The organism is Agrobacterium sp. CG674 (genome assembly GCF_053521645.1).
In genome coordinates this window covers 405034-418204 of the sequence record NZ_JBNWDZ010000004.1, presented here as the reverse complement: position 1 = coordinate 418204, position 13171 = coordinate 405034, and the positions used below count along the sequence as shown (strand labels likewise).

The 13171-nt window shown below is 53.5% G+C and carries 11 protein-coding genes and 1 pseudogene; 6 read left to right on the top strand and 6 right to left on the bottom strand.

Annotated elements, in window-relative coordinates; translation table 11 throughout:
• Positions 1 to 8 precede the first annotated feature (8 nt).
• A complete protein-coding gene (locus ACQZ51_RS14290; RefSeq protein WP_448778143.1) occupies positions 9 to 1913 on the bottom strand; it encodes a putative bifunctional diguanylate cyclase/phosphodiesterase in 1905 nt (634 codons plus the stop codon).
• 5 nt (positions 1914 to 1918) lie between these two features.
• Entirely contained in the window at positions 1919 to 2278 is a 360-nt protein-coding gene (locus ACQZ51_RS14285; protein WP_448778141.1) for an oxidoreductase, read from the bottom strand.
• 402 nt (positions 2279 to 2680) lie between these two features.
• Between ACQZ51_RS14285 and lov the strand changes: the two are divergent.
• Positions 2681 to 3716: pseudogene (gene lov, locus ACQZ51_RS14280) on the top strand (blue-light-activated histidine kinase).
• 130 nt (positions 3717 to 3846) lie between these two features.
• Here the strand turns inward: lov and ACQZ51_RS14275 are convergent.
• Together ACQZ51_RS14275 and ACQZ51_RS14270 are read right to left on the bottom strand one after the other, a co-directional pair.
• Positions 3847 to 4518: a TetR/AcrR family transcriptional regulator gene (locus ACQZ51_RS14275; RefSeq protein WP_448778139.1), complete on the bottom strand. Its 672-nt coding sequence runs from the start codon at positions 4516 to 4518 to the stop codon at positions 3847 to 3849.
• A gap of 18 nt (positions 4519 to 4536) precedes the next feature.
• Positions 4537 to 4935 carry a DoxX family protein gene (locus tag ACQZ51_RS14270; protein WP_448778137.1) on the bottom strand — a complete coding sequence of 133 codons (399 nt, stop codon included), beginning with the start codon at positions 4933 to 4935 and terminating at the stop codon, positions 4537 to 4539.
• A 161-nt stretch (positions 4936 to 5096) separates the two neighbouring features.
• On the opposite strand from ACQZ51_RS14270, the gene wrbA reads away from it, so the two are divergent.
• The 3 genes from wrbA to ACQZ51_RS14255 all read left to right on the top strand — a co-directional run bounded on the left by wrbA (position 5097) and on the right by ACQZ51_RS14255 (position 8835).
• Positions 5097 to 5693, top strand: a complete 597-nt coding sequence (gene wrbA, locus ACQZ51_RS14265; RefSeq protein WP_448778135.1) for an NAD(P)H:quinone oxidoreductase type IV — start codon at positions 5097 to 5099, stop codon at positions 5691 to 5693.
• Positions 5694 to 5911: 218 nt separating this feature from the next.
• On the top strand, positions 5912 to 6334 hold the full coding sequence (locus ACQZ51_RS14260; RefSeq protein ID WP_448778134.1) for an efflux RND transporter permease subunit: 423 nt from the start codon (positions 5912 to 5914) through the stop codon (positions 6332 to 6334).
• A 416-nt stretch (positions 6335 to 6750) separates the two neighbouring features.
• Positions 6751 to 8835 carry a methyl-accepting chemotaxis protein gene (locus tag ACQZ51_RS14255; protein ID WP_448778132.1) on the top strand — a complete coding sequence of 695 codons (2085 nt, stop codon included), beginning with the start codon at positions 6751 to 6753 and terminating at the stop codon, positions 8833 to 8835.
• A gap of 122 nt (positions 8836 to 8957) precedes the next feature.
• Here ACQZ51_RS14255 and ACQZ51_RS14250 read toward each other — a convergent pair whose 3' ends face one another.
• Positions 8958 to 9134 carry a hypothetical protein gene (locus tag ACQZ51_RS14250; protein ID WP_448778131.1) on the bottom strand — a complete coding sequence of 59 codons (177 nt, stop codon included), beginning with the start codon at positions 9132 to 9134 and terminating at the stop codon, positions 8958 to 8960.
• 275 nt (positions 9135 to 9409) lie between these two features.
• Complete coding sequence (locus ACQZ51_RS14245; RefSeq protein WP_448778129.1) at positions 9410 to 10486, bottom strand: LacI family DNA-binding transcriptional regulator; 1077 nt, start codon at positions 10484 to 10486, stop codon at positions 9410 to 9412.
• 106 nt (positions 10487 to 10592) lie between these two features.
• On the opposite strand from ACQZ51_RS14245, the gene ACQZ51_RS14240 reads away from it, so the two are divergent.
• Both ACQZ51_RS14240 and ACQZ51_RS14235 read left to right on the top strand, forming a co-directional pair.
• Complete coding sequence (locus ACQZ51_RS14240) at positions 10593 to 11525, top strand: substrate-binding domain-containing protein (RefSeq protein ID WP_448778128.1); 933 nt, start codon at positions 10593 to 10595, stop codon at positions 11523 to 11525.
• A gap of 61 nt (positions 11526 to 11586) precedes the next feature.
• Positions 11587 to 13161, top strand: a complete 1575-nt coding sequence (locus ACQZ51_RS14235; RefSeq protein WP_448778126.1) for a sugar ABC transporter ATP-binding protein — start codon at positions 11587 to 11589, stop codon at positions 13159 to 13161.
• Positions 13162 to 13171 lie beyond the last annotated feature (10 nt).

The following is a 13171-nucleotide window of genomic DNA, read 5'->3' as shown; positions in this document are numbered from 1 at the left end:
TAGATCGATCACTGAGACGAAACGCTCTGCATCACTGTTCTTGGAGCAGATTTTTCACGAGCAACACGTGACAGGCTTGATGCCCCTGTGAGCGGGCGATCAAAAAGGTAGCCTTGGCCCTGATGGCTTCCTGCCGCCATGACGATTTCACGGTGCTCTGCTGTTTCAATGCCTTCCGCAACAATTGTAAGCTTCAGTCGGTGGGCAAGATCGCATGTGCCAGCGATAATCGCGATGCCTTCCTCGCGTTGGGAGGCACCCTGAAGGAAGGATTGGTCGATCTTGATTTTGTCGAATGGGAAGCGACGCAAATAGCTAAGCGAAGCATAACCGGTACCAAAATCGTCCAGAGAAATACGGCAGCCCATCAGTCTGAGTTGATGGAGGACTGAGAGGGCACGTTCGTCATTCTCGATTAAGGTGCTCTCCGTGATTTCGATTTCGAGTCTATGCGGTAGAACATCATGTCTGGTTAGACATGCACGTGTTTGTAGCACGAGCGAAGGGTCGGTAAGTTGTGACGCAGATACGTTGACGGCAATAAAGGTATCGTTCGGTAGAAGAGCTGCCTGCTGGCAGGCAGCCTCAATAACCCATGATCCGATTGGGCCAATCTGGCCACTTTCTTCAGCGATTGGAATAAATTCTGAAGGAGAAATCAAACCAAGATCGGCATGTTGCCAGCGCAAGAGCGCCTCAAAGCCACGGGTTTCGTTTGTGGCAAGATCGACAATGGGTTGAAAGAGTAGAAACAGCTCGTTTTTTTCAATGGCGTTGCCCAAATCGTTTTGGAGGCATCGCCAGCGTGTGAGCTTCCCGTTCATATCTGGATGGAAGACCATGAACTGGTTGCGCCCAGCATTTTTAGCCTCATAGAGCGCAATATCGGCTTGGCTGAACAGTGCCGAGCCTTCGTCGTGGTTCATCGACGTGGAACTGACGCCAAGGCTAACCGTCGAACGTATGAGCCTTCCATCGATTTCAAATGGCGCGTGGACTTCAAGCAAAATGCGTTCGCAGCATTTCACCGCTTCATTCAAAGCGTCGGAACCATCATAGAGGATTGCAAATTCGTCGCCGCCAATACGTGCTACAACAGCAGCTCCCGCGCAAGCCAGGCTTAGGCGGCGGGACAGTTCAACGAGCAATTGATCCCCAGAGCCATGGCCTAATGTGTCGTTGACAATCTTGAAATGATCGACGTCCAGTACGATCATTGCCTGAACGGCCTCCGACTTTTTCGAAATCGAAATACTGAAACCTCTTCGATTTGTAATTCCAGTGAGCGAATCCCTCCGTAAGACCCGGTCCAATTGTCCGTTTTGGCGAAAAACGAACGCCAGAAGCCCGGCGCCAAAAACAGCAAATGTCATTGTCACGAAGCAGATCGCTGCAAATATGATGCCGAATTGACTTTGATTCCTCTGAATTTCATCGCCAACGCTAGCGTGCGACAGAGAGCCTAAGCGCAAGACGGGAGCAATGAATGGCTGAAGCTGCAAAACGCCGTTATGCATCGCGGACACTGAGAAAGGCTCAGCAGCCAAAGGTTTAAGCGAAACCACCACGTCGTGAAGCTGCTCAATCATGGTTTCTTGCTTGAGCTTGTTACCAGACGACCCTGCTGTTAAAATTCCAAGACGGTTGATAAGAATGCTAAGCCGAAACGATACGTCGCTAATATCTCCAGATTTCTCACTTTGTTCTAAAGCCAACTGAAGTCGCAACAATTCAACAGCGGTCTGGCCTAGATCGAAGGTGCTGTTGTATCGCGACGCTTCAATGATATGTCGCTGATAGCTGAAAGCAAGGATAGAACCGACCACCGCAATCAGTGCAAGTATCGCTGTTACAAGTGTCAGGCCCACCTTGAGACGTCGATGTCGAATAGGCAGTTCAATCGTCTCACGCATTCGTTTCATAGGATATTGATTTCGGCTAGTTGCCAGACAGCACGGCTGTAATAGCTCTGATGTTGCAATTCGGGGCGGCTGTCGAAAGGAAAGATGAGAAAAATTGGGCCCTTGTCGCTAACGGGCATGATGTCGCCGTTTTGGCGGGTAGCGAGAAGAGCATCAGCCGCCTCGAGTTCTGAAAGGCTTGCCTCAACGACGTAGTCGTTAAGAGCAATAAGTTGTAGCTTTGTGCCGCTGAGTTTCAGAACAGCAAGACAATCCCTCAAAGTGACACCGCTAAATTCAGTCACACCCTTATGCCAAGGCGTCGATGTAACAAAAGACGTTTTTGGCATTGTGTCTATCGCAGCGAGGTCAAGCATAAATGATCTATCCGCTCCGGATACTGGCCCGTTTAACTTGAGTATAGTCTGGCCAGAATAGGCATCTCTCGTTATAGAGAGCCCGCTAAGTGCAAAGGCGGAAAAGAGCATAAATTGACGGCGATTTTGCATGGAAAAGCCTCAGTTCGACAACATGAGACAATATCACTTATTTGTTGCTGATCTATTGTGGCCAACACTGCGATCAAAGTGTGTTTAATATTCTGTTAATGCCACACAGTCAGCCTGAAAATCGCATCCTATGCATGAGCTGAACCGACCTCCCAATCGAGGCAGGGCGTCGAAAACGTCGGAAACAGCTTCTGAGGCTCCAAGGTGTTCGTAGCCGCAGAACTATTTACGGAGGAAGGAGTTGATAGCTTACGCAATTCGAGGTGACCAATGTCAATTTTACAGGCGTCCAACATTCAGGGTGATGTTCCCGCCGCCGCCACCAAGCAAGGAATGGTCGATCGCAAGGAGCTTTCAGCCTTTGCCTTTCAACGCACCAGAATGCCGATGGTGGTTTCCGATGCACGACAACCCGACTACCCGATCGTTCTTGCCAATGATGCCTTTCTCGAATTAACCGGCTATGACGCGGAAGACGTCATCGGAAGAAATTGCCGGTTCCTCCAGGGCGAAGCGACCTCGAGAACGGCAGTCGCCCAGATCCGGGCCGCCGTCGCACAACAGAGGGAAGCAACAATCGAGGTCTTGAACTACAAAAAGGACGGTACGCCGTTTTGGAACCAACTGCATATTAGCCCGCTCCGGGACGAAGCCGGGGACGTGGCATATTATTTCGGATCGCAAGTCGATGTCACCGATTTGCGCCGTATTCAAACTCTCGAAGAGTCTGAGCATCGCCTTCTTCTGGAGGTCGATCATCGCGCGAAGAATGTTCTGGCGATCGTTGACAGTGTCGTACGCTTATCGCGTGCTGACAACGCCGCATCTTATGCAGCAGCGGGTTCAAGCGCTTTCGCGGACCCATGTGCTTTTATCAGAGAAGCGTTGGCAGGAAGTGGAACTGGCAGATATTATCCATACGCAGATCCACGCCTTCGAGCACGGAAATGTCGAGGTGGCCGGTCCTGTGATCATGGTTTCAGCACCGTCCGCGCAACCCATCGGCCTGGCGATCCATGAACTGGCGGCTAACGCAGCCGTACATGGTGCTTTGGCGAAGCGTGGGCAATTGCATATCAGCTGGGTAAAAACGGATCGTGGCCTCACGCTCACCTGGCGAGAACAAGGTGTCGCTGTGCCGGTGAAAGAGCAAGGGCGCGGCTTCGGAAACGTTCTTCTATCGGCCGTTATCGAAAAACAGCTTGGTGGTCGGATAACACGCGAGTGGCGGGAGGAAGGACTTTTGTTAGTGATCGAGCTGCCTCCAATGGACCGCATTGGGTGCGAACTGCAAGGCCGACCCTAGCAGTTCGTATGGTCCTTGCTCAGGTCTTGGAGCTCCTGAGTAGATCGGCACGCGCGAACGCAGGAAGATGAGCAATGGCAGCACCAGCTAGAAGTCGTCTTCTCATTGCCGGCAACAAGTCATGAAACCGTCAGCGCCGCTTTCCGCCCAACTGCACGATCGTGTCTGATGGCCCGTAAATCTTCAGAAACAGATTCACGCCCCTGGCAACCTTGCGATCGATCTCGGCCGAGGTCAGAGGCTCTCGCGCTCCAAGCTTGATTTCAAGGTTTACGAAACCAAGCCACAGCCCCGTCAAATCATCGGCGGCGATCTCGGGATCGAGGGCTGATAGCTCTTCGTTACGACATGCCTGTGCGATGATCTCAGTGAGCATCTTCTGACCGCGACCGGGACCTGCATCGAAAAACTTACGGGGTAGATCAGGATGAGCCGCCGCCGCCGCAGCGATCAATCTGTCCCAGCCGTGGAGCTCACGCCCATTGATGAAGTAAAGATAGCGCGTTCCAAACGCCATCAATGCTTCCCTGATCGTGAGATTGTCCGAGCTCTGGAACTCATCCCCAGTGATCGTCAGGTCAGACTCCCTCCGGATCACTGCCTCGATGAGTTCTTCCTTGTTCGCAACACGGGAATAGATCGTGGCTTTTGATACGTTCGCATGGCGCGCTATTTCCTCAAGGGTGACATCAAGGCCTCTGGTCAGAAATAGATCACGCGCTGCGTCGAACAGCGCAGTGACCTTTGACTGGTCCTTGGGACGACCGCGTCCCCGTTTCCCTTGTTCAGTAGACTGTTTCATGGTCATCAGCTTGTCCGGTCAGTAGGATAGGATGGCTGCCATCAGGAGGCCCCCAACAACGGTCACATGTTCGAGTGCAATTTGAAATTCGTGTGTCTTCCTCGGTTCCTCGAACTTCCAGAATGGATGGCCGAGAGGAATCGAGAGAAGCGTGAATACACCCAGTGCACCTGCGCCCAGCCAGCCCAGACCATATACGTTGGTAATGATTAACGCAGAACCGACCAGCTGACAGATGATCATTGCGATCGCACAGGCTCTTGGATAGCGCAGGCCCGCATCTTTCATCTCTTTCAGCACCAGTGAGAAGTTGAACACACCGAACAATCCGGCCATCCAGAACAGAAGCGTCAGAAGGACCCTGGCGAGGATAAGAGTAAGAGGGTTATCCAAGATGAGCGCTATCGTGTCTGGCATGTTATCCTCAAAATGAAATATCAGACTCATCGGTATAGAAATTAATTTTTGGACTGTCGAGTCTGAGATATCGAACGATGTGTCTACATATCCGCGGCTAGAAGTCGCCACAAAGTCCTGTATTCCTTTTGCTGCACGCCGATTTTTCAAAAGGAGTTCAAATGTCCAAGGTTCTGGTTCTGTACTATTCTGCATACGGTCACATCGAAACAATGGCTAACGCGGTCGCTGAGGGTGTCCGCTCGGCGGGCTCTGAAGCTGTCGTCAAGAGAGTTCCGGAGCTCGTCCCTGATGACGTCGCAAAGGCATCTCATTATAAGATGGACCAACAGGCACCGATAGCCACTGCCGATGAACTCACCGAATACGACGCCATCATCGTCGGCGCTGGTACACGGTTCGGCACTGTTGCATCTCAGATGCGTAACTTCTGGGACCAGACCGGCGGTCTGTGGGCTCAAGGTAAGCTCGTTGGCAAAGTTGGCTCGGTGTTCACATCGTCGGCGACACAGCACGGTGGTCAGGAATCGACTATCTTGAGCTTCATTCCAACCCTGCTTCACCATGGGATGGTGGTCGTGGGACTGCCTTATGCATTCCAGGGTCAGATGGGCGTCGAAGAAGTCAAGGGTGGCTCGCCGTATGGAGCCTCCACGATCACTGATGGTGACGGTTCCCGCATGCCATCGCAAGTCGAACTCGAAGCTGCCAAGTTCCAGGGCGCACACGTCGCCAAGATCGCAGCTAAACTTGCATGAGTTTTCACAGGGAGATGGCTTGTCCAACTCGAATACAACAGGTGTAGGAGTTGGTGGAGCTTATGCTCTGACCTGATCCTCCACGAACTTCTGCGGGAAAATCATTCCCGCAGAGGTCTGGGTAGAAAGAATGGCAGCGCCATTTTCTTCGTTTCAGCTGGAAGACAGTCAGCCTTCCTAACCGCATCTCCCCCAGAAGAACTTGAGAAAATCAGGCAATGGAACGTTTTGCGCCAGTTCGAATTCTTCAAAGTCCTGCGGGGAAACCGGCTTCTGAGGTCCGCTGTATCGTAGATCGCAGCTTGTCGGTCATCGCGACACGCGACCTTGGCGTTGAGTATTATGGGTGCGTTGATCGCTGTTCATATGCGAGGGCTCGAGAACAGCGTATTTTTGAAAGTGGGTTGTTAAAACTGATAGGGCTTTCCGCCAGAAACGCCATGTTGATTGTCGTGTTCGCCAGAAAACAGCAGAAGGACGGTGATAATCTCACAGAAGCGATAATAAAGGCGTCACGGTTGACACTGCTGCCCATCGTCCTGACATCGCTCGATTTCACTCTCGGCATTGTACCTTTTCTCATCGCAACGGGCGCGGGTTCTGAATTGATTCAGCGGTGTGGGGAAGAGACGTTCGCTTGAGCACGCTCGCGACCTACGGGCACGATATTAAATACAGTCAGCGATGATACATGTATACGACTGGATCTTCGACTTATGCAGAGTAAGAGACTGACCTAAGTCTCATTCACTTTTGCCAATCTACAGTAAGTCCGTGTCCGATCACGCGCAGATAATTATAAATAAGTTATCTAAATATTAGTAGGAATAGTGCTTTCATTTAATTCACCGATTGGGGCGCGGGGAAAGGCATTACTATGCCGCTATCGTCCCATGTCTGAAATACACTTGTTCTTTGAGGTCGCCTGAGAATGAAATCTGCTCCTCGTAAATCGTCCGTGGCAATGAAGTTGCTGGCAGTCAGTGCCGTTGCGATATCGCTGTTTCTTGCTTTGACCTTTTCAATTGTTGTGTACCAGGTACGGAACAGCGCTACTTTGATTACAATAGAGCAGGCTAAAGCGGATGCCAAAGCGATCAGCGAAGCGTTCAACGCCAAAATCTCGGTCCTTTCCGGAGGGGTTGCTTCGATTGCCGGGACTTTTGAGCAAGCCATTCAGGACAAGACGATTACGCGTGGGGATATCACCGCCACATTGCCGGCTCTGGTCAAAAAGTTCGACCTCGTGTTTGGATCATGGTTTCTCGAAGCTGATTTTGGATTCGACGGAGCGCGCGGACCGCTTGCCGATGCGACATCCGGAACCAACAGCTCTGGACAGTTCACACCCTATTGGACGCGTTCCGACAATGCGCTTCAACTCGTGCTGCCGGATCAGATCGACTACAATCAGCCTTATTACCGGCTCGCGGCCAGCTCCGGCAAGCCCTCGGTCACCGAGCCTTATGTGGAGGATACCGCCGGTGGCTTGCTGATGATGAGCATTGCCTATCCTGTGGCGGTCGAAGGTGTCGTGCGTGGCGTTGCTGGCGTCGATATCGGCCTGGGTGCGATTGCGGATTCCTTGAAAGCCTACAGACCATTCGGAACAGGCCGGGTCTATCTGCTTTCCGCAAGCGGTGCTTGGCTGACTGCACCTGATGCCGCCATGGTGATGAAACCGTACGGTGGGGAGGGTCTCGATATCGTCCAATCCGTTGTCAAAGGTGCGGGGCCAGCCGTTATCGAAAATGTTCAGGGCGAAGAAGGCGAGAGCGTTTATCGCGTCATTTACCCCTTCGAACTGCCCGGCTTGAACAGCCGTTGGTTCATCGTTGAAGATGTTCCAGCCGCGGCCATCTCGGCCATTGTGAATGAGCAGACGAAGATTCTTGTTGCTGGCGGACTGTTCATTCTGCTGGCCGTGGTCGTCTCACTTTTCCTCGCCATTCGCATCTTCATTCAAAAACCGATCGGCATGCTGTTGAGAGAAGTTGCCCGGCTGTCCGATGGGAACTACGAACACGTCGTTGAAGGCTGTGAGCGCGCCGATGAAATCGGGGCTCTGTCGAAGGCGCTCGAAGCCTTCCGGCACAAGCTTGAAAACGGTAGGACGCTAGAGGTTGTGGCTGAGCGCGAACGGCGGGAAGCAGAGCTGGAGCGTGGGCAGACCGAGGCGGAACGTGCGGAAACGGTGCGAACCCAGAAGCTTGTCGTCGAGAGCTTGGAAAAAGGGCTTCTGGCTCTTTCCAATGGAAATCTCACCTACCGCATCGCCGAGACATTTCCGGGTCGTTATGCGGAATTGCGTACCAACTTCAACTCCGCGCTTGAGAGCATGCACGACACGATCGCAAGCTTGAACAACACTGTGACCGCTTTGACCGCTGGCACAAATGAGATCAGCCGCAGTTCCGACCAGTTGTCGCGCCGAACCGAACAGCAAGCTGCAAGTCTGGAGGAGACGGCGGCAGCACTGAATGAGATTGGCCAAAAGTTGACGGAGAGCGCGGCCGTTGCCGGTCTTGCAGCAGAGAAAGTCAACGGCGCAAGCAAAGATGCGGAAGTCTCAGGCACCATCGTTGCAAATGCAATCGGGGCGATGGAGACTATCGAGGAATCTGCAAACAAGATGTCGCAGATCATAAGCGTCATCGATCAAATCGCTTTCCAGACCAATCTGCTGGCCTTGAATGCCGGTGTGGAGGCCGCACGTGCTGGTGAGGCTGGCAAGGGCTTTGCTGTTGTTGCAATGGAAGTCAGAGAGCTGGCCCAGCGCTCGGCGAATGCGGCCAAAGAGATCAAGGAACTGATTTCCACATCGAGCGAACAGGTTCGGCAAGGCGTTGACCTCGTGAACGATACTGGAGATGCACTCACGCGTATTGTTGATCAGGTCCGGTCCATAAACGGTCTCATCCAAACCATTTCTGCCGCCAGCCGCGAACAGGCTGCGGGCCTGAGCGAAATCAATACGGCTGTGAACCACATGGACCAAATGACACAGCAAAATGCTGCAATGGTAGAAGAGACCAATGCCGCCTCTGCGGTGCTGGACGATGAGGCCCAAAACTTGCGCATGATGGTTGATCGCTTTCGAGTGACAGCTGGCCCTAACGCGTTGCGATCCAGGGCCGCGTAGTAGGCCTGTGTCGCAAAGGAATGTATTGGGTCCATCAAGGCCGAAGCCGGATTCGAACAGAAGTGGTTGAAATCTGCTGAAAAGCAACAACTGAGGCGTGGATCTTCGCACGCCCCGGCTTTTCAAACTTCGATGACGCAGCCAAGCCGTGCGAGAGACGCATCGACCCAACCACGTTCTTTCTTGCCGAGCTTGATATTTTCCATCTGCTTCGTCTCTGCCGCATTTTTTGGAGCAGTTTCGAAGACGGTTTCCACCGAGGCAAGGGGGGCGATAAAAAGCCGGCGGCTGTGACTCACGAGCTTGTAATCAGCGGAACACCTACGTCGCAGCGTACACAATCACAGACACTACGGTTCGAGTCCTGCGTGTCTTGCACGTGGCTCAGGAATGGCCTGAAGCTTTTTCAATCAGTTAACCTCGCCTGATAGCTTTCGGATCAAGGTGTTTGCCGTTCGATTCTATTAAATCGCGACGATTGTAATATAGCAGATCCGAAGGTTTTATTTCCGTCAAAGCTTTCGATCGGGACAGTGTGAGACTTCACTTTCAAACATCACTCGATGATTTGTCGTCACGACACGCGGGCTGTTGACTCTCTTTCGACGACTCTTGGCGGGAGGAGGATCGGTCCGTCTATTGCGCCTCGGACAAGAACAGCGCGTATCGCGATTTCCGCGATCTCGTGGACGGGCTGACGGATGGTGGTCAGCCGTGGCAAGACAAGGGAAGCCAAAGGAATATCGTCAAAGCCCACGATAGAAAGGTCATGGGGCACTCGTATGCCGATATCGCGCGAGCACCGCAGGAGTCCGATCGCCTGCTGATCGTTTGCCGTGGCGATGGCCGTCGGCCGCACATTAGCGGGGGCAGAAAGCAATCTCCGGCCCATTTCCTCGCCGGACTTGTAATCGAATTGACCTTCGACAGCGGTAAATTCCACCTTGTCGCCGCGCTCCGTGGACACCCTTGCGATCTCTTCGCTAAAGCCACGCAACCGCTGCAGAGAAACCTCGGTGGTTCTGGGGCCACAAATATAGCCGATACGTCGGTGGCCAAGACCTAAAAGATACGCGGCTGCCAGTCTTCCTCCTTCCACGTTATCGACCGAGACAAGGGAATGTCCTGTCAGCGGACGGTCGACCGTCACGCACACCGGTCCCTTCACTAGACGTTCAATCACCAGGCTGTTGCTGACCGGAGCGATAACGATCCCGGCGGGCGCCCTGCCAAGAAGGCTCTGGATTTGCGTCTTCTCTGCCAGCGGATCATCATGGGTGTTGGCGAGGAGAACGGAATATCCGGCCGCCGACGCCAGGATCTCGATATGCTTTGCCAGATCCGCGAAAAACGGATTTGTAATGTCGGGAATGACAAACCCGATGATGTCAGACTTGTTTAGCCGAAGACTTCGGCCAAGACTGCTCGGACTATATCCCAGCTTCTCTATGGCCTTATCAACCCGATTACGAATGCCCTCGTTGACGGTCGCGTTTTTCGCCAGAACGCGAGATACAGTCCCAACTGAAACCCCTGCGCTCCGCGCAACATCTTTGACGGTCGGTTTCAATGGACGCTCCTTGGACCTTGCAGCATGACCATTAGCATTATGCGGAAAGCCGCAGCAAACAGATTTCATGAAACGTTTCATATTGACCACCATTTGTTTTGCCGCTACCAAAATGGAGCGTTGTCATATGCTCTATGAAACGTTTCACCGATGGCTGGAGGGCTGTCGGATCTAGGGAGGAATTGTCATGAAGTTTGTCACCATCGCGTCTGTTCTGGCGCTTTCTTTGACGACGGCGTTGCCGTCGATTGCCATAGCTGCCGACAAGCCCGTGGTCGGGCTGGTCATGAAGTCGCTTGCCAACGACTTCTTCAAAAATATGCTGGAAGGTGCTGAAGCGCATAACAAGAAGCGCGGCGACTACGAACTCAAAGCCATCGGCATGCAGAACGAGACGGATTTCGAGAGCCAGGTTAACGGCGTCGAGAACTTCATCACGCAAGGCGTCGATGCCATCGTCATCGCTCCGGCTGACTCACGCGCTATGGTCGCCCCTCTGAAGAAGGCGATGAATGCCGGCATTACCGTGATCAACTTTGACGTCTCGCTGGATGAGCAGGCAAAGAAGGACGCAGGGATCGATCTGGCTTTCGTCGGGCCTGATAACCGCGCCGGTGCAAAGATGGTCGGCGAGGCGCTTGCAAAGTCGCTCGGCGAAGGTGGCAAAGTCGTCATTATCGAAGGCAATCCAGGCGCAGACAACGCAGCGCAGCGCAAGCTTGGTTTTGAGGATGCCGTCGCTTCGGGAAAGCTTGAACTGCTGGATTCGCGCACGGCACACTGGGAAACTGAGGAGGCCAATTCTGTCTTCTCGAATATGTTGACAGCCCATCGGGACATCCAGGGGGTTCTTGCTGCCAACGACTCAATGGCGATCGGCGTTGTCAAAGCTCTTGATGCGGCTGGACGCAAGGACATCAAGGTCGTTGGCTTCGACAACGTCCCGGCGGTAGTTCCTTTGCTGAAAGACGGAAAGCTGCTCGCGACCGTTGACCAGTTCGGCTCTCAGATGGCGGCAAACGCCATCGACAAAGCGCTCGAGGTTGTTGCAGGCGGCCCGAAACTTGAAGGCTGGATCAAGACGGATATCGAATTGGTGACCAAGGAAACGGTGAAGTAACGCCCATACATCTCGCCGCACCGAACCGCTTTCGGTGCGGCATCTACTGAAGGGTGCTTCAATGACCAGTTCAAAATCAGGCCAGGCGGTACCTTCCGCCGCAGTGGATGCTTGCTCGCAAGCCATTCTCGAGCTGCACGATATCAAAAAAAAATTCGGTGGAACTGTCGCGCTGAATGGCGTGAACCTGTCTGTAAATTATGGTGAGGTCCACGGCCTCATTGGCGAGAACGGTGCGGGCAAGTCTACGCTGATCAAGACGCTCTGCGGAATTGTAAAGCCGGATTCCGGGGAAATCACGCTAGCGGGCGAAGCCTATTCACCCCAGACACCGCGCGATGCCAAGGCCCGCGGCCTACAAGTTGTCCATCAGGAGTTTAATCTTCTCCCCTATCTGTCGGTGGCGGAAAACATTTTTATCGAACACCTCCCCCGGAACGTCCTGGGCGTCGTGAAGCGGCAGGAAATGAACGAGCGTGCCCGCTTGGCGCTCGACGCCATCGGGCTTACCGATATCGACGTGCGCTGGCCTGTCGAGCGGCTTGGTATCGCGCATCGCCAATTGGTGGAGGTGGCTCGCGCTTTGATGACGGAGAGCCGAGTCCTTATTCTCGACGAGCCGACGGCAACGCTGACGTCGCGGGAGACCGAGCGATTGTTCTCGATCGTTGCCGAGTTACGCGCGCGCGGTGTCTCCTTGGTGTTTGTGTCCCATCACCTCGATGAGATCTTTGGAATCTGCGACAGGGTCACCGTCCTTAGAAATGGAGAAACGGTGTTTTCTCGGTCTATCGCCGAGACCAGCCAAGATGAACTGGTTCGCGGAATGGTCGGCAAGCAACTCCAACAGGAAATGACGAGCGAGGTGGTTTCGAGCGCGAGACGCGAGACAGTCCTTTCCCTGAAGAGTTTCCGTCACGCCCAGTCGCCGCATCGCGAGGGTATATCGTTTGATCTACACAAGGGTGAAATTCTCGGCATCGCCGGCCTGGTTGGTTCGGGCCGAACCGAACTTTTGCGCGCCATATCTGCCGCAGAGCAGCCGCTGTCCGGCGTGCTGATGAGAGATGGAAAGGCAGTTGTATTTCGCACGCCAAAAGATGCCATCGACTCCGGTATCGGCTTTGTAACCGAAGACCGGAAGGACCAAGGCCTCATATTGACTATGCCGATTGCTGCGAACGTGACACTGGCCTCGTTGTCAAACGTCTCCCGGTTCGGCCTTCTTGACAAAAAGGCCGAAGACGCAGTCACCAAGCAGTTGGGATCAGACCTCACGTTGAAATATGGGGGTCCAGCCAAACTCGTGTCGACCCTCTCTGGAGGCAATCAACAAAAGGTAGTCCTAGCCAAGTGGCTTGCGCGAAATCCCGAGATTCTGCTTCTCGACGAGCCTACCAGAGGCGTGGATGTCGGGGCAAAAGCCGAAATCTACGCCCTTATCCGTCGGTTCGCGGAGAACGGCCTAGCGCTCCTGATCGTCTCGTCGGAGCTTCCCGAGCTGATGACGCTCTGCGATCGCATTATGGTGATGTCGCAGCACGGTATTGTTGGCGAACTACCTCGTGCGGACTTCTCGGAAGAGAGAATATTGACCTACGCCTACCAAGGCGAACAGAGAAAAACGGGGCTTTGATAATGCATGC

What these genes read in the sequence shown, in the direction of transcription:
- ACQZ51_RS14245 (WP_448778129.1), bottom strand. Translation starts at nt 10,486, where the DNA reads ATGAAACGTTTCATGAAATCTGTTTGCTGCGGCTTTCCGCATAATGCT.
- ACQZ51_RS14275 (WP_448778139.1), bottom strand. Translation starts at nt 4,518, where the DNA reads ATGAAACAGTCTACTGAACAAGGGAAACGGGGACGCGGTCGTCCCAAG.
- wrbA (WP_448778135.1), top strand. Translation starts at nt 5,097, where the DNA reads ATGTCCAAGGTTCTGGTTCTGTACTATTCTGCATACGGTCACATCGAA.
- ACQZ51_RS14240 (WP_448778128.1), top strand. Translation starts at nt 10,593, where the DNA reads ATGAAGTTTGTCACCATCGCGTCTGTTCTGGCGCTTTCTTTGACGACG.
- ACQZ51_RS14290 (WP_448778143.1), bottom strand. Translation starts at nt 1,913, where the DNA reads ATGCGTGAGACGATTGAACTGCCTATTCGACATCGACGTCTCAAGGTG.
- ACQZ51_RS14235 (WP_448778126.1), top strand. Translation starts at nt 11,587, where the DNA reads ATGACCAGTTCAAAATCAGGCCAGGCGGTACCTTCCGCCGCAGTGGAT.
- ACQZ51_RS14285 (WP_448778141.1), bottom strand. Translation starts at nt 2,278, where the DNA reads ATGCTTGACCTCGCTGCGATAGACACAATGCCAAAAACGTCTTTTGTT.
- ACQZ51_RS14270 (WP_448778137.1), bottom strand. Translation starts at nt 4,935, where the DNA reads ATGCCAGACACGATAGCGCTCATCTTGGATAACCCTCTTACTCTTATC.
- ACQZ51_RS14260 (WP_448778134.1), top strand. Translation starts at nt 5,912, where the DNA reads ATGGAACGTTTTGCGCCAGTTCGAATTCTTCAAAGTCCTGCGGGGAAA.